We start from the raw sequence: 14,693 nt of genomic DNA, 5'->3' as shown, positions 1-14,693 counted from the left end.
TGTCGGCCCACCCCGCACACCGACCGCCCTCGTCGGACGCCCCAACCCATCCAACCGGATCAATTGACATCGTCTACCGACGCTGGAAACATCGAGCCGATATTGGGAGCGCTCCCAGCTTCTTGTCGCCACCACCGTCCCGTCTCCGTCCCGGAAGGACTCCCCGTGACGTCATCCCGACGCCGCCTGCTGTTGGCTGCGGCGACCACTCTGGCCCTCACCGGCGCGGGCGCCGGCGCGGCCCACGCCGACCCACCCCCGGACGCGCCCGAGCAGATCGACAACGGCGACTTCAGCGCCGGAGTGAGCCCCTGGTTCTCCTTCGGCACCGGCGCGCTCGCGGTCACCGACGGCCGGCTCTGCACCACCGTCGCCGGTGGGCTGGCCAACCCGTGGGACGCCGGCATCGGCCAGGACGGCGTGCCGCTGATCGCCGGCGCCGAATACACCCTCGGCTTCGCCGTCTCCGCCACCCCCGGCGCCGCCGTCAAGGCCGTACTACAGCTCGGCAGCGCCCCCTACACCACGTACGCGGCGGTGGACGCCACCGCGACCGGCACGTTGCAGCGGGTCGAGCAGACCTTCACCGTGCCGGACACCAACCCCAACGCCCAACTGATCTTCCAGGTCGGTGGCGCCGCCGAGGCGCAGACCATCTGCCTGGACGACGTCTCCCTGCGCGGCGGCGAGCCCCCCGAGCCGTACGTGCCGGACACCGGGCCACGGGTGCGCGTCAACCAGGTCGGCTACCTGCCCGGCGGGCCGAAGAACGCCACCGTCGTCACCGAGGCCACCGCGGCGTTGCCCTGGCAGCTGCGCTCCTCCGCCGGCGCCGTCGTGGCCAGCGGCACCACCACCGCACGCGGTGTCGACGCCGCCTCCGGGCAGAACGTGCACTCGGTCGACTTCTCCAGCTACCGCACCCCGGCCAGCGGGCTGACGCTCACCGTCGACGGCGAGACCAGCCACCCGTTCGACATCTCCGGCACCCTCTACGACCAGTTGCGCTCCGACTCGCTGCAGTTCTTCTACGCCCAGCGCAGCGGCATCGCCATCGACGGTGACCTGATCGGCGACGAGTACGCCCGCCCCGCCGGTCACCTCGGCGTGGCACCCAACCAGGGCGACACCAACGTGCCCTGCCAGCCGGGCGTCTGCGACTACTCCCTCGACGTGCGCGGCGGCTGGTACGACGCGGGCGACCACGGCAAGTACGTGGTCAACGGCGGCATCGCCACCTACCAGCTCCTGAACACCTTCGAGCGGACCAAGACCGCCGCCACCGCCGGCGGCGGGGCAGCGCTGGGCGACAGCACGCTGCGGGTGCCCGAGCGCGGCAACGGCGTACCGGACATCCTCGACGAGGCCCGCTGGGAGCTGGAGTTCCTGCTGCGCATGCAGGTGCCCGCCGGCAAGCCGCTCGCCGGAATGGTCCACCACAAGATCCACGACCAGAACTGGACCGGGTTGCCACTCGCCCCGGAGGACGACCCGCAGCGGCGCGAGCTGCACCCGCCGTCGACCGCCGCCACCCTCAACATGGCCGCCACCGCCGCCCAGTGCGCGCGCCTGTTCGCCCCCTACGACGCGGCGTTCGCGAACCGCTGCGCCGCCGCGGCGAAGACCGCCTACAGCGCGGCCAAGGCCAACCCGGCGGTGTACGCCAGCCCGACCGACGGCACCGGCGGCGGCGCGTACGACGACAGCAACGTCTCCGACGAGTTCTACTGGGCGGCCGTCGAGCTGTACCTGACCACCGGAGCACAGACCTACCTGACCGACCTGACCGCGTCGCCGCACCACACCGGCGACGTGTTCGAACCGCGCGGCTTCGGCTGGCAGAGCGTCGCCGCGCTGGGCCGCCTCGACCTGGCGACCGTGCCGAACGGGCTGCCCGCCGCCGACCTGGCCCGGGTACGCGCCTCGGTCACCGCCGCCGCCGACACGTACCTGGCCGAGCTGCGCCGGCAGGCGTACGGGCTGCCGATGCCCGGTGACGCCAACAGCTACTTCTGGGGCGGCAACAGCAACGTCATCAACAACGCCGTCGTCCTGGCCACCGCCTTCGACCTGACCCGCAACGCCGCCTACCGCGACGGCGCCGTGCAGGCGATGGACTACATCCTCGGTCGCAACGCCCTGAACATCTCCTACGTCACCGGTTGGGGCGAGCACGCGGCACAGAACCAGCACAGCCGCATCTTCGGCCACCAACTCGACCCGACGATGCCCCGGCCGCCGGCCGGTTCGATCGCCGGTGGCCCGAACGCGGCCCTCCAGGACCCGTTCGTGGCGCAGTTGCTGGCCGGGTGCGAGCCGATGTTCTGCTACGTCGACGACATCAACTCGTACTCGACGAACGAGGTGGCGATCAACTGGAACTCGGCGCTGACCTGGATCGCCTCGTTCCTGGCCGACCAGGGTGACTCCGGCGCGGTGCCGGCGACCACCTGCTCGGTGGCCTACACCAACTACGGCGCCTGGCAGGGTGGCACCGGGTTCACCGCCCAGCTGACCGTCCGCAACACCGGCGCCACGGCGGTCAACGGGTGGAACGTGCGGTTCGCGTTCACCGGCGACCAGCGGGTCCGCGAGGCATGGCTGGCGAAGGTCACCCAGTCCGGCGCGACGGTGACCGCGCGCAACGAGTCGTACAACGCCAAGATCGCACCCGGCGGCTCGGTGACGTTCGGCTTCAACGCGACGACCACCGGCGGCGCCAATCCCGGTCCCGGTCTGGTGACCGTCAACGGGTCGGCCTGCTCGCTGACCTGACGCTGGTTCCTGTGGTGGCCGCCCCTCCCCCCGGGGCGGCCACCACAGGGCTACCCGCCCCGGGCGCGTGCCGCGTTGTGCTCGGCGACCAGACCCGGCAGGTCGTCGAGCGAGTCGATGCGGAACAGGCACTGCTCGGCCACGGCCGGGAGGTCCAGGATGTGCCCCCACGGCGAGCGCCGGATCAGGCAGGCCTTCATCCCGGCCGCCAGGGCCGGACGGGCGTCGTTGTCGGGTCGGTCGCCGACGTACAGGATCGACGACGCGTCCCCGCCACCCTCGGCGACGACCCGCTCGAAGAAAGCGGCCGACGGCTTCGCCACGCCCCAACCGTGCGAGGTGCCGATGACGTCCACGGGAAGGCCGAGAGCGCGCAGGGTGGCCTCGGCGTGGGCCGGCTGGTTACCGGCCAGGCCCACCAACAGCCCCTGGTCCCGCAACGCGGTCAGGCACCCTCGCGCGTCCGGGTAGAGGTCCTCCTCGCCGAACGTCTCCGGCCGACCGGCCCTCGCGCGACGGTCGAGTTCGGCGGCGAGATCGAAGTCGGGGCGGAAGGTTCGGAACGTCTCCTGGTAGTCCAGCCCTCGGGCGATAACCGCACCGAAGACCGCCGAGAACGTGTGCCGTGGAACGCCGAGCCAGTCCGCCCATGCCGCGAACTCGCGGGACTCGTCGAGGATCGTTCCACCGACATCGAAGAAGACCGCACTGATCACGCCTGGCCCCCGTCCTGGTGCACCATTCGGCGGATCATAGGCGGCGGGCGGCGGCCGAGCCGACCACCAGTGCTTGCCGGGTGCTGTCGAGCTGATGTCGTAAACGATTCACCAACCACGCGCGCCAAACCCGGTGGGTCCGTCGTTCCGGGTGGGCCATGGTGGGGGCCATGGACGACGGTGATCTGACCGACGCGGAGCGTCGGGTGTGGGCGGCGATGCCGGCGGGATCGCGGGCCGCACTGGCCGGCTGTCCGGTAAGGGACGTGCGCACCGCCGAGCAGGAGGCTGGCTCGATCCCGACCGACTCCCCGCCGCAACCGGTACCGCCACCGGCGACCTGACCAGACGAGTCGGACACGGACTGTGACCGGAGCCGCACTGTGCGGGGCATCGGTACGCGGGCAGCGGCTCTAGGGTCGGTGGATGGGCACCCGGGCGGGCTTCCGCGGCCGGTGGCGGTCACTGTCGCCGCTGCCGCCGCCCGGTCGGCTGCGCACGCTGTCGCTGGCACCCTGGCCAACACTGTCGGCACGGGGTTGTGGGTGACGGCTGCGGCGCTCTACCTGACCCGCTCCGTGGGGCTCACGCCGACCGAGGTGGGGTGGGGCCTCACCGTCGCCGGCCTGGTCGGGCTCACCGCGAGCGTGCCGCTCGGTGGGCTCGCCGACCGGCGAGATCCCCGAGCGTTGCGGGCGGTCCTCCAACTGGCACAGGCCGCTGTCGCCGCCGCGTACCTGGTGGTCGGTTCGTTCCCGGCCTTCCTGCTAGTGGCCACTGTGGACGCGTTGCTGGTCTCCGGCAACCTGGCGGTCCGCGCCGCGCTGGTCGCCGCGGTCGGTGGCCCGGAGGGCCGGGTGCACGCCTTCGCGACCCTCCGCGCGGTGGCGAACCTGGGCGTCACGCTCGGCGCGGGGCTGGCCGCGTTCGCGTTGGTGGCGGACACCGGGTGGGCGTACCGGCTGCTGGTGGTCGGCAACGTCGTGACCTATCTGCTGTCGGCGGCGCTGATCATGCGACTGCCGCCGTACCCGCCGGTCCGGCGGTCCGTCCGGCCGCGACCGGGTCGCGCGTTGCGCGACGGGCGCTTCCTCGCGGTCGCCGGCGCTTCGGCAGTGCTCTCCCTGCACTGGGTCGCGCTGACGCTGATCCTGCCGCTGTGGGTGGTGACCCGCACCGACGCGCCCCCGGTGACGGTCGCGGCCGTGCTGCTGGTCAACACGGTGCTCACCGTGCTGCTCGCGGTACGGCTCAGCGGGAGCGCCCGGCACGCGGTGCCGGCGGCGGCGACGATGCGGCGGGCCGGCCTGGTGCTCGCGGCCGGGATGCTGCTCTGGGCCGCGACCGCCGTCGTGCCCACCGTGGCCGCGATCGGTCTGCTCCTGGGCGCGACGGTGATCTACACGCTGGGCGATCTGTGGCACGGCGCGTCCGGGGCGGCGTTGGCCTACGACCTCGCCGCCCCGGACGCCATCGGCGCCTACCAGGGGGCCGACACGCTGCTCGCCGGGCTGGCCCGCGCGGCCGGACCGGCGTTGCTGACCTGGTTGGTCCTCGGCGGCGGCCCGGCCGGTTGGCTGGCCCTGGCCGGGCTGCTCGCGGTCACCGGTCTGGCCGTGCCACCGCTGACCCGACGGGCCCTGGCGAACCGCGCCGAGCCGCTACCCGCCGCTGGTCAGCCGATCTCCTCGTCGACGTAGCACCAGCGCCACGCCTCGCCGGGCTGCGCGGAGCGGATCACCGGGTGCCCGGTGGAGGCGAAGTGCTTGCTCGCGTGCTGGTTCGGCGACGAGTCGCAGCAGCCGACCTGCCCGCAGCTCAGGCAGGTACGCAGGTGTACCCAGTAGGTGTCGCCGACGGCGACGCAGTCCGCGCACTCGTCGGGGGTGCGCGCCTCGACGGCACCCGCCTCGGTCAGGTGCTGACAGCTCACTTCTCGACCTCCCGCAGCAACGACTCTTCCAGGTCCAGGTCACGATAGGCCCGCACCAGCACCTCCTCAGGAATCTGACCGGAGTCCCGGGCAGCCCGGAACACGTCCCGCTCGGCGTCGATCATCTCCTGCCGCAGCCGACCGTACGCCTGTGACGGGGTCTCCCGCTCGGTGCCACCGAGCCGTTCCCACGCCATGTTGGTGCGGTCCTCCACCGCTCGACGCAGCCGGTCCACCACCGCCTCCGGGGCGCTGTCGGCCAACTCGTCGAGGCGTTCCTGGGCGGCCCGGCTGGCCTGCTGCTGCACACCGGCCGCGGACAGCGCGTCCTGCACCGGGTCGTCCGGCGGCAGCCGCAACCGACGCGCGACCAACGGTAGCGTGGCTCCCTGGCCGACGAGTGTGAAGACGATCACCGCGAAGGCCAACCAGATGAACAACGCCCGGGGGTACGGCTCGTCGTCGGCGAGGGTCAGCGGCAACGCGAGGGCGGCGGCCAGGGTCACCACGCCGCGCATCCCGGCCCAGCCGATGATGATCGGGAACTTCGGCGACGGCCTGGGGTCGCGGCGGCGGACCCGGGGCACCAACCGGGCCAGGTAGGTGGCCGGGAAGAGCCAGACGAACCGGGTGAGGAAGACGGCGGCGAGCACCGCGAACGTGATCAGGGCGAGCGAGCCGATCGGCTCGTCGAGGTCGCGCAGCACCTCCCGCAGTTGGAGTCCGACCAGCAGGAAGACCAGGCCCTCCAGCAGGAAGCGGACCAGCCGCCAGAACGCGCCGGTCTGCAGGCGGGACGCCGCCGACAGCAACTGGGGCAGCTTGTGCCCGAGCACCAGGCCGGTGACGACGACCGCTACCACCCCGGAGGCGTGCAGGTGCTCGGCGGTGAACACCACGGCGAACGGGATGATCAGCGACAGGGCGTTGTCCAGCAGCGGGTCACTGATCCGCCGGTGCAGGAAACCGAAGACGACCGCCCCGAGCGCCCCGATCAGGATGCCGCCGCCGGTGGCCCGCAGCACCTCGATGGCGACGTCGGCCGTGCCGACCGCCGAGCCGACGGTGGCCATCGTCGCCACCCGCAGCAGCACCAGCGCGGTGGCGTCGTTGACCAGGCTCTCCCCCTCCAGGATGGTGACGACCCGGCGGGGCAGGCCGACCCGCCGGGCCACCGCCGTGGCGGCCACCGCGTCCGGCGGGGCCACCACCGCGCCGAGGGCCAGGCAGATCGCGAACGGCAGTTGCGGCAGCAGCAGGTGCAGCACCAACCCGACCACGAACGCGGTGAACAGCACCAGGCCGACCGCGAGCAGCAGGATCGGCCGGATGTTGTTCTTGAACGCCGGCACCGAGGTCTCCAGCGCCGCCACGTAGAGCAGTGGCGGCAGGATGCCGATCAGCACCAACTCGGGCTCGAGGTGCACCTGCGGGAAGCCCGGCACGTACGACAGCGCCAGGCCGAGCACGACCAGCACGATCGGCGCGAGCAGGCCGAGCCGGCGGGCCAGCGCGGCGCCCAGGGTGGCGATCGCCAGGAAGACGACGACCGGAAACAGGCTTTCCATGGGGTACGAGCCTAGGGGTACGTGAGTACGGCCTCGATCAGCCGGCCGGGCGCAGCTTCGGCAGCACCTCGGCGCCGAACGCGTCGATGAAGTCGCGCTGCTCCTGCCCGACGTGGTGCAGGGCGATCTGGTCGAAGCCGAGTTCCAGGTACTCCTCCAGCCAGCCGACGTGGCGGCCCAGGTCCGCCGACACGTTGACCACCTCGGCGACCCGCTGGGCGGGAACGTCGGCGGAGACCGCGTCGAAGTGCTCGGCGGTCTCCAGGTCCCAACACACCGGTGGGGCGAAGACGTTGCTGCGCCACTGGTCGTACGCGATGGCCTCGGCCCGTGCCTGGTCGGGCGCCCAGGAGACGTGCACCTGCAGGTGCAGGGGCCCGCGCCCACCGGCGTCCCGGTACGCGTCGATCATCTCGCGCAGGTGCGCCGTCGGCGCGTTCACGGTGATCAGCCCGTCCGCCCACTCGGCGCACCAGCGGGCGGTGGCGACGCTGACGGCGGCGCCGACCAGCGCGGGCGGCTGTTCCGGGCGGGTCCACAGCCGGGCCCGGTCCACCCGGACCAGGCCGTCGTGGCTGACCTCCTCGCCGGCCAGCAGCGCGCGGATCACGTCCACGCACTCGCGCAGCCGGGCGGCGCGGACGTCCTTGCGCGGCCACGGGTCGCCGGTGATGTGCTCGTTGCTGGCCTCGCCGGTGCCCAGCGCCGCCCAGAAGCGGCCCGGGTACATCGCGCCGAGGGTGCCGATGGCCTGCGCGATGATCGCCGGGTGGTACCGCTGACCGGGTGCGTTGACCACCCCGAACGGCAGACCGGTGGCCTGCAGCGCGGCGCCCAGCCAGGACCAGGCGAAGCCGGATTCGCCCTGCCGGGCGCTCCACGGGGAGAAGTGGTCGGAGCACATGGCGGCGTCGAAGCCGGCCCGCTCGGCGTGCGTCACCGCCTCCAGGAGGGCGCGCGGACCGATCTGCTCGTGCGAGGCGTGGAATCCGAACGTCGTCATGGGCGCACTTCCTACCCACGTCGGCGTCGCCTGATGCGTGCGCTATTCCGCGTGTGCCCCCGCACCGGCCGAGGCGGCGCCCTCGCCCACCCACACCGTCTTGGTGTTGCAGAACTCCCGCATACCCAGCTCGGACAGCTCCCGCCCGTAACCGGAGTTCTTCACCCCGCCGAAGGGCAGCTCCGGGTAGGAGGTGGTCATGCCGTTGACGAAGACGTTCCCGGCGTCCAGGTCGGTGGCGAAGCGCTCCTGTTCGGCCGGGTCCCGGGTCCAGGCGTTCGAGCCGAGGCCGAAGCTGGTGCCGTTGGCGACCTCGATCGCCTCCTCGTAGGAGGAGACCCGGAACAGGCCGGCGACCGGACCGAAGACCTCCTCGGACCACATCCGCATCTGCGGGGTCAGGTCGGTGACCACCGTCGGCGGGTAGAACCAGCCGTCACCGCCGGGCAGCTCGCCGCCGCAGAGCACCGTCGCGCCCTTGTCGACCGCGTCGCGGACCTGGGCGTGCACCTCGTCGCGGCCCCGCTCGCTGGCCAGCGGGCCGACGTCGGTGTTCGAGTCCATCGGGTCGCCGACGCGCAGCGCGGCCATGTTCGCGGCGAACCTCTCGGCGAAGGCGTCGAACACGTCGGTGTGCACGATGAACCGTTTCGCGGCGATGCAGGACTGGCCGTTGTTCTGGCAGCGGGCGGTGGTGGCCACCTCGGCGGCCCGGTCCACGTCCGCCGAGGGCATCACCACGAAGGGGTCGCTGCCCCCGAGTTCCAGGACGGTCCTCTTCAGCTCCCGCCCGGCGATCTGCGCGATGGACCGACCGGCGGGCTCGCTGCCGGTGAGCGTGGCGGCGCGCACGCGGGGGTCGCTCAGGATCCGGTCGACGGCGTCCGAGCCGACCAGCACCGTGGTGAAGGCGCCCTCGGGGAAGCCGGCCCGGCGGAACACGTCCTCCAGCAGCAGGGCGGTCTGTGGCACGTTCGAGGCGTGCTTGAGCAGGCCGGTGTTCCCGGCCATCAACGCCGGTGCCGCGAAACGCATCACCTGCCAGAGCGGGAAGTTCCACGGCATCACGGCGAGCACCACACCGATCGGCTGGTAGCGGATGAACGCCCTGGTCGCCTTCACGGCGGCGGCGTCGGCCGGCTCGTCGGCGAGGAACGCGGGGGCCTTGTCGGCGTAGAAGCGGGCGGCCGTGGCGCACTTGGTCACCTCGGCCTGCGCCGCCACGTACGTCTTGCCCATCTCGGTGGTCATGATCCGGGCGATCTCGTCGCGCTCGGCGTCGAGCAGGTCCGCGGCGGCGTTCATCCACCGGGCGCGCTGGTCGACTGTCGTCGTCCGCAGCTGCCGGTACGCGAGGTCGGTGCGTTCGATGGCGCCGTCGAGCTGCTCGGTGGACATCGCCTCATAGGTCTTGAGCACCTGTCCGGTGGCGGGGTTGGTGGTGGCGATGTGGGGCATCTCGTCCTCCTGTCACTCGAACAGCGAGTGTCGTACGCCCGGCTCCTCGCGGCGGCGGGCGGCGCGGCGGCGCTGGATCACGACCAGGTCGACCACGGCGACCACCGCGAAGATCGCACAGAGCACGCCGAGCCAGGCGATGCCGGCCCAGAACGCCAACACCGCGAAGATCACCATGATCACCAGCCCGAAGCCGGCGAGGGTGAGCCGGAGGTTCAGCGCGCTGTAGGCGTGGCCGACCGTGCCACGGGCGCGCCGGGGCTGCGATCTCGTCATACCCACGCACCTACCCCCGATCGGCCGGGTTAACCGGCAGTGCGCGCTCCCAGCCCCCGGCGGGCTGGTGTGCTCGATTACATCCGTTCGCGCCGCAGCCCCGCCGACCGCAGGATGGGCGCATGTCAATGACCCTCACCGTGCCGGTGACCGTCGCCATCGCCCGCCGTGTCGACCCGGGCCGGTCCAGCGAGATGGTGGCCTGGATGCGGGCCGGCACCGCGCTGGCCGAGGCGTTCCCCGGGTTCCTCGGCGCCGGTTGGGTGCAGAGCGGCCCGGGTTCGCCGGAGTGGCACATGCTCTACCGATTCGCCGACGCCGAGACGCTGCGCCGGTGGGAGGAGTCCCCGCAGCGGCACTGGTGGCTCAGCTCGGCGCAGGGCATCGTCGAGCACACCCGGGTCGAGCGGCGTACCGGGATCGAGGGTTGGTTCGACCCCCCGTCGGAGCACTCGGTGGACCCGGTGGAGCCGGCCCCGCCCGCGTCGCCGCCCCGCTGGAAGCAGGCGGTGACCATCTGGCTGGCGTTCTTTCCACTGAGCCTCAGCGCCACACTGCTGACGAGTCACTTCCTCGACGCGGTGCCGCTGGCGGCGCGGGTGCTGCTGATGACGCTCTGCCTGACCCCGCTGATGACGTACCTGGTGCTGCCCCGGATCACCAGGGCGTTGCACTGGTGGCTGCACGGCCAGCGGGCGCCCTGGCGGGGCTTATAGCACCCCGACAGCGCCCACGTCGGCGCTCTGCCGCATAGCCGACAGCAACTTCCCGACAAACCCCGTCCTGCGCATAGAGTTACCGCGCTGTCGCTCTGTGCTGCCGGAACGGGAGACATCATGCCTCGACGCTGGGTCGCCGCCCTGGCCTGTCTCGCGGCCCTGGTGGCACTGGCCTGCGAGGGCGGCACCTCCGCGGACCCCCGCCCCACCAGGAGCACCCCGCCGTCGGGCGGGCCGGGCGGCATCGCCGCACTCGGCGACTCGATCACCACCGGCTTCGCGTCCTGCCTGGTGCTGACGTCCTGCGAGCGCAACTCCTGGTCGACGGGGGACGGCCTGCGGGTGCAGAGCCACTACCGTCGGCTGCTGGAGCAAGATTCGGCGATCCGCGACCGGAGGTACAACCACGCCCGTCCCGGCGCCCGCGCGGACGCCCTGGAGGGCCAGGCCCAGGCGGCGGTACGCGACCGCCCCGACTACGTCACCGTGCTGATCGGCGCCAACGACGTCTGCCGGGGCGGGGTGGACGCGATGACGCCGGTCGCCGAGTTCCGCGCCGACGTCGACCGGGGCCTACGGGTGCTGCGGACGGGCCGCCCGAAGGCCCGGGTTCTGGTGGTGAGCATCCCCGACCTGTACCGGCTCTGGGAGGTCGGGCACGGCGACTCCCGGGCCGTTCGCGCCTGGCGGCGGGGCATCTGCCCGGCCCTGCTGGCCGAGGCGACCTCGACGGCGCCCGCCGACCGGGCACGCCGTGCCGCCGTGCGGGAGCGGATCCAGGCGTACAACACCGAACTGGTGGCGGCCTGCCGGGCGTACGGCTCACGCTGCCGCCACGACGGCGGCGCGGTGCACAGGGTCCGGTTCACCCTGGACCTGCTCAACCCGCTGGACTGGTTCCACCCCAACGCCACCGGTCAGGGCCGCATCGCCGAGGTCACCTGGCGCTCCTCCGGCCTGGCGAGCTGACCAGCCCGGCCGACCGTCAGCGGTGGCGGGGCTCCGGTACGGAGGCGCCCCGGGAGCGGAAGAGAGCCCGGGACCGCTTCGCGAGATCCTTGGTGGCCGACGAGTTGGCCCAGGTGCCGAGCACTATCGCCGCACCGGGGATGACCTTGGCGACCATCCGCTTGGCGGCCCGGACACCGGCCATCTGGGCCAGGCGGACGCCGAGTTGCAGCATGACCCGACCGAGCGGGCGCTGGCCACGCAGGCCGAACAGCGCGTCGGCGCGTTCCCGGCCGGCGGCCACGCCGAGAGCCAACCGGGCACTCTCGGCGACCTTGTGCACACGCTGGAGGACCAGCAGGTCGGTGGCCCGGTCGCCGTGCAGCGGGTCGACGTCGTAGGCGGCGGCGATGTGCAGCACCATCCGCGCCTGGGTCCAGGCCAGCACGCCCACGTCGATCACGGCCCCGGGCAGCCCGGCCGCTCCCGACACCGCGCCCGACAGCCGGGCCAGGTTGACGAACTTGCGGGTCGCCTGGTCGGCGAGGACGTCGGCCGACACGCCCGGCTGCTCGGCCCGGGCCCGAGCGGCCCACTGCGCGGCCTCCGGCCCGAGCCGGCGGACGGCCTCCAGGGCGAGGTGTTCCGGTGCGTACTGCGGGTCGTCGCGCATCCGGTCCCAGAGGCGGGCCGGCGGACCCTCGGGGGCGTCCACCGGCCCGGCCGGCTGGCTGACGGACGGCTGTGGAGTGGGAACGGCGGGCTGGCCGCCGACGGGTGGGGTGTCGGTCACCGGGTCTCCCCAGGGGTGGAGATGGCGGACAGGGCGGCCGATGGAGCGGTCAGCGGCGGCGGTTGGACAGCCGGGCCGCCAGTCCCTTGAGCTTCTGCTGGTTGGCCGGCTTCGCCATCTCTCGACGGCCCCGCTCCACCAACTGCTGCCCCTTCGGCGATCTGAGGAACGTGGTGATTCGCTGCATCAGTGACATGGCGTCCTCCTGTCGATGATCCCTGCGTCATGTGTACCCCTAACCCGCAACACATGTACCCGGGATGCGACAGCCTCAACCCTGACCGTCCATAGTGGTCGGTAGGTTACCGCTCCGCCGACACGAGGGCGTCGACGACCCGGGTGGCGCGCCATTCGTGCTGCTGGTAGTGCTCGGGGTACGCGGACACCTGCACCGCCTGCGCGGCGTCGGTCAGCCGCATCCCCTCCCAGCCGGGCACCTGCTCCAGCGCGGCGAGGAACTGCCGGGTGGCGAACTCCGGGTCCATCAGCCGACCCACCGGGCCCCAACCGCTGCTCGACCGCTGCTGGAACAACCCGACCGAGTCGTGGTCCCAGCCGACGCCCTGGTGCGGGTAGTCCTGCGACTCGGGCAGGACGCCGCTGGCCACGTTGTAGAGGTTGCTCTCCTGCATGGCGGTGGCCACCGCGATCACCAACCCGCGGCGGGGCACCCCCATCTTCCGGCCGGTGCGGACGATCGTCTCGGCGTTCTGCATCTGGGCCCGGTCCAGGCCGACGACGGGAGCCGGACGGGTCGGGCGAGCCGGGGCGGCCTTGCGGGCCGGAGCCGTGGTGTCCGGGTCGGCAGGGGTCGCCGTGGCGGAGGCGCTCGGGGCAGCCGTCCGGTCGAGGCCACGCGAGGCGGTCTGCTGCTCGGCACGCTGCGCCAGCTCGGAGCCGGCCGCTGACGCGCCCCGCGTCGCGGCGTCGGCGCTCTCGTCCCGGACCTGCGCGACGGCGGCCAGCCCGAGGCAGCAGACCACCCCGGTGGCGAGGGCCACCTGCGCCCGCCGTCGACCGGTCAGGTCCCGGGCGTACGCCCGGAGCCGACTCGCGGCGGTTGTCCGTTCGGTTGAGGTGCCGTCCTCCAAATGGGCAGTGGGGCTGCTCGGGGCGTACGGGTCGTCGAGGGTGCCGTCGTCACGCATCAACCGAGGCTAGGCAGGGCGAAACGCCGATCACGCACGGTGATCACGTGGCGATCGCCACACATCCGGCCCGCACCGGTGGACGACCGGGTCGGGTCGACCCGGTCGCGGAACAGACCTCGCGTACCGGACGAAAACGGCAGCCCACTCAGGTCGGTCCGGTCGTTGACAGGCCGGGACATCGAACCCTCGGACCTGACATGATCGACAAACTCGGCCTTTGGGCCGAACCCGACCTCCACCGAACGGTCGGCGTGGAACACCTCGCGACGAAAACAGGTGATTGGTCCGGTCACGCCCATCCCCCGGGCGGCGGATCGCCCGGAGCAGGAATGCGCCAGGATGGCGGGTACGTTGCCCGAACGGGTGCCCTCCGTCGCGACGGCGCCCCGCAGGCACATTTCAGGGAGGTCCGCACCGGTGCTCGACCCACACGAGCTCTACCAGCTCACCGACGATCTGCCCGACCTCGGGCAACCGGTCCTGATCCAGGCCCTCACCGGGTTCGTGGACGCCGGCAACGCCAGCCGGCTGGCGCGCGAGCAACTGCTCACCTCGCTGGAGGGCCGGCCGATCGCCACCTTCGACGTCGACCAGCTCTTCGACTACCGATCGCGACGACCGGTGATGACCTTCGTCGAGGACCACTGGGAGAGCGTCGACTCGCCCACGCTGGAGCTGCACCTGCTGCACGACGACGACGAAACCCCCTTCCTGCTGCTCACCGGCCCCGAGCCGGACCTGCAGTGGGAACGGTTCGTGGCCGCCGTCGCCGGGCTCGCCGCCCGGTTGGACGTCCGGCTCACCGTCGGCCTCAACTCGATCCCGATGGCGGTGCCGCACACCCGTCCCACCGGGGTGACCGCGCACGCCACCCGCCCGGAGCTGATCGCCGGCTACGAGCCCTGGCTGCAACGCGTCCAGGTGCCCGGCAGCGTCGGTCACCTACTGGAGTTCCGCCTCGGCGAGCAGGGCCGCGACGCGCTGGGCTTCGCCGCCCACGTGCCGCACTACGTGGCGCAGACCGAGTACCCGGCCGCCGCCGAGGTGCTGCTCACCTCGGTGTCCCGCAGCACCGGTCTGCTGCTGCCCGGCGACGGGCTGCGCTCGGCCGCCGAGGTGGTTCGGGTGGAGATCGACCGGCAGGTCGCCCAGACCGACGACGCGGCAGCCCTGGTCCAGGCCCTGGAGGAGCAGTACGACGCGTTCGCCCGAGGCCGGGGCGAGAAGAGCCTGCTCGCCCCGGACGCCGGGCCCCTGCCCACCGCCGACGAACTCGGCGCGGAACTGGAGCGGTTCCTGGCCGAACAGACCCGTCCCGGCGACACCCCGGCCGGCTGACCCGGCGTCGCGGCG

Annotated in this window: 15 protein-coding genes; 6 read left to right on the top strand and 9 right to left on the bottom strand. The window is 72.6% G+C overall.

Annotated elements, in window-relative coordinates:
- Window positions 1–165 precede the first annotated feature (165 nt).
- Window positions 166–2,775, top strand: coding sequence for a glycoside hydrolase family 9 protein (locus tag O7616_RS15460; RefSeq protein ID WP_282307444.1), 2,610 nt, complete (start codon window positions 166–168; stop codon window positions 2,773–2,775).
- 50 nt (window positions 2,776–2,825) lie between these two features.
- Here the strand turns inward: O7616_RS15460 and O7616_RS15455 are convergent, their stop codons facing one another.
- The gene (locus tag O7616_RS15455) at window positions 2,826–3,491 is read right to left on the bottom strand and encodes an HAD family hydrolase (RefSeq protein ID WP_282307443.1); all 666 of its coding nucleotides are present in this window, start codon (window positions 3,489–3,491) and stop codon (window positions 2,826–2,828) included.
- 170 nt (window positions 3,492–3,661) lie between these two features.
- On the opposite strand from O7616_RS15455, the gene O7616_RS15450 reads away from it, so the two are divergent.
- Together O7616_RS15450 and O7616_RS15445 are read left to right on the top strand one after the other, a co-directional pair.
- Entirely contained in the window at window positions 3,662–3,835 is a 174-nt protein-coding gene (locus O7616_RS15450) for a hypothetical protein (protein WP_282307441.1), read from the top strand.
- Window positions 3,836–4,036: 201 nt separating this feature from the next.
- Window positions 4,037–5,191 carry an MFS transporter gene (locus O7616_RS15445; protein ID WP_282307440.1) on the top strand — a complete coding sequence of 385 codons (1,155 nt, stop codon included), beginning with the start codon at window positions 4,037–4,039 and terminating at the stop codon, window positions 5,189–5,191.
- Here O7616_RS15445 and O7616_RS15440 read toward each other — a convergent pair.
- Genes O7616_RS15440 through O7616_RS15420 form a run of 5 tightly spaced genes read right to left on the bottom strand, consistent with a single transcriptional unit; the run spans window position 5,167 to window position 9,729 of the window.
- Complete coding sequence (locus O7616_RS15440; protein WP_282261065.1) at window positions 5,167–5,424, bottom strand: UBP-type zinc finger domain-containing protein; 258 nt, start codon at window positions 5,422–5,424, stop codon at window positions 5,167–5,169. The two genes, O7616_RS15445 and O7616_RS15440, sit on opposite strands and share 25 nt — an antisense overlap.
- Window positions 5,421–6,992, bottom strand: coding sequence for a Na+/H+ antiporter (locus O7616_RS15435; RefSeq protein WP_282307439.1), 1,572 nt, complete (start codon window positions 6,990–6,992; stop codon window positions 5,421–5,423). Before O7616_RS15435 ends, O7616_RS15440 begins: the two co-directional genes overlap by 4 nt.
- A gap of 37 nt (window positions 6,993–7,029) precedes the next feature.
- Window positions 7,030–7,995 carry a TIGR03885 family FMN-dependent LLM class oxidoreductase gene (locus O7616_RS15430; RefSeq protein WP_282307438.1) on the bottom strand — a complete coding sequence of 322 codons (966 nt, stop codon included), beginning with the start codon at window positions 7,993–7,995 and terminating at the stop codon, window positions 7,030–7,032.
- Window positions 7,996–8,037: 42 nt separating this feature from the next.
- The gene (locus tag O7616_RS15425) at window positions 8,038–9,453 is read right to left on the bottom strand and encodes an NADP-dependent succinic semialdehyde dehydrogenase (RefSeq protein WP_282307437.1); all 1,416 of its coding nucleotides are present in this window, start codon (window positions 9,451–9,453) and stop codon (window positions 8,038–8,040) included.
- Window positions 9,454–9,465: 12 nt separating this feature from the next.
- Window positions 9,466–9,729 (bottom strand): DUF6343 family protein, encoded by a 264-nt coding sequence (locus tag O7616_RS15420; RefSeq protein ID WP_282261074.1) that lies wholly within the window; start codon window positions 9,727–9,729, stop codon window positions 9,466–9,468.
- 122 nt (window positions 9,730–9,851) lie between these two features.
- Here O7616_RS15420 and O7616_RS15415 point away from each other — a divergent pair, with 122 nt between their 5' ends.
- Window positions 9,852–10,445, top strand: a complete 594-nt coding sequence (locus O7616_RS15415; protein WP_282261075.1) for an antibiotic biosynthesis monooxygenase — start codon at window positions 9,852–9,854, stop codon at window positions 10,443–10,445.
- A 120-nt stretch (window positions 10,446–10,565) separates the two neighbouring features.
- Window positions 10,566–11,417: a GDSL-type esterase/lipase family protein gene (locus O7616_RS15410; protein WP_282307436.1), complete on the top strand. Its 852-nt coding sequence runs from the start codon at window positions 10,566–10,568 to the stop codon at window positions 11,415–11,417.
- A 16-nt stretch (window positions 11,418–11,433) separates the two neighbouring features.
- Here O7616_RS15410 and O7616_RS15405 read toward each other — a convergent pair whose 3' ends face one another.
- The 3 genes from O7616_RS15405 to O7616_RS15395 form a co-directional block, all read right to left on the bottom strand.
- On the bottom strand, window positions 11,434–12,189 hold the full coding sequence (locus O7616_RS15405; RefSeq protein ID WP_282307435.1) for an EcsC family protein: 756 nt from the start codon (window positions 12,187–12,189) through the stop codon (window positions 11,434–11,436).
- Window positions 12,190–12,238: 49 nt separating this feature from the next.
- The gene (locus O7616_RS15400; RefSeq protein ID WP_165435705.1) at window positions 12,239–12,385 is read right to left on the bottom strand and encodes a hypothetical protein; all 147 of its coding nucleotides are present in this window, start codon (window positions 12,383–12,385) and stop codon (window positions 12,239–12,241) included.
- A gap of 106 nt (window positions 12,386–12,491) precedes the next feature.
- Window positions 12,492–13,337 (bottom strand): peptidase M23, encoded by an 846-nt coding sequence (locus O7616_RS15395; RefSeq protein WP_282307434.1) that lies wholly within the window; start codon window positions 13,335–13,337, stop codon window positions 12,492–12,494.
- A 420-nt stretch (window positions 13,338–13,757) separates the two neighbouring features.
- On the opposite strand from O7616_RS15395, the gene O7616_RS15390 reads away from it, so the two are divergent.
- Window positions 13,758–14,678 carry a PAC2 family protein gene (locus O7616_RS15390; RefSeq protein WP_282261080.1) on the top strand — a complete coding sequence of 307 codons (921 nt, stop codon included), beginning with the start codon at window positions 13,758–13,760 and terminating at the stop codon, window positions 14,676–14,678.
- Window positions 14,679–14,693: the final 15 nt, after the last annotated feature.

The sequence above is a fragment of the Micromonospora sp. WMMD964 genome, from assembly GCF_029581455.1.
GTDB lineage: Bacteria > Actinomycetota > Actinomycetes > Mycobacteriales > Micromonosporaceae > Micromonospora.
The sequence above is the reverse complement of the archived record's forward strand: the minus strand, read 5'-3'. Positions and strand labels throughout refer to the sequence as shown.

Bases quoted from the DNA above. Each gene is read 5' to 3' on its own strand.
- O7616_RS15400 (WP_165435705.1), bottom strand. From the start codon at position 12,385: ATGTCACTGATGCAGCGAATCACCACGTTCCTCAGATCGCCGAAGGGG.
- O7616_RS15420 (WP_282261074.1), bottom strand. From the start codon at position 9,729: ATGACGAGATCGCAGCCCCGGCGCGCCCGTGGCACGGTCGGCCACGCC.
- O7616_RS15415 (WP_282261075.1), top strand. From the start codon at position 9,852: ATGTCAATGACCCTCACCGTGCCGGTGACCGTCGCCATCGCCCGCCGT.
- O7616_RS15430 (WP_282307438.1), bottom strand. From the start codon at position 7,995: ATGACGACGTTCGGATTCCACGCCTCGCACGAGCAGATCGGTCCGCGC.
- O7616_RS15425 (WP_282307437.1), bottom strand. From the start codon at position 9,453: ATGCCCCACATCGCCACCACCAACCCCGCCACCGGACAGGTGCTCAAG.
- O7616_RS15435 (WP_282307439.1), bottom strand. From the start codon at position 6,992: ATGGAAAGCCTGTTTCCGGTCGTCGTCTTCCTGGCGATCGCCACCCTG.
- O7616_RS15410 (WP_282307436.1), top strand. From the start codon at position 10,566: ATGCCTCGACGCTGGGTCGCCGCCCTGGCCTGTCTCGCGGCCCTGGTG.
- O7616_RS15395 (WP_282307434.1), bottom strand. From the start codon at position 13,337: ATGCGTGACGACGGCACCCTCGACGACCCGTACGCCCCGAGCAGCCCC.
- O7616_RS15450 (WP_282307441.1), top strand. From the start codon at position 3,662: ATGGACGACGGTGATCTGACCGACGCGGAGCGTCGGGTGTGGGCGGCG.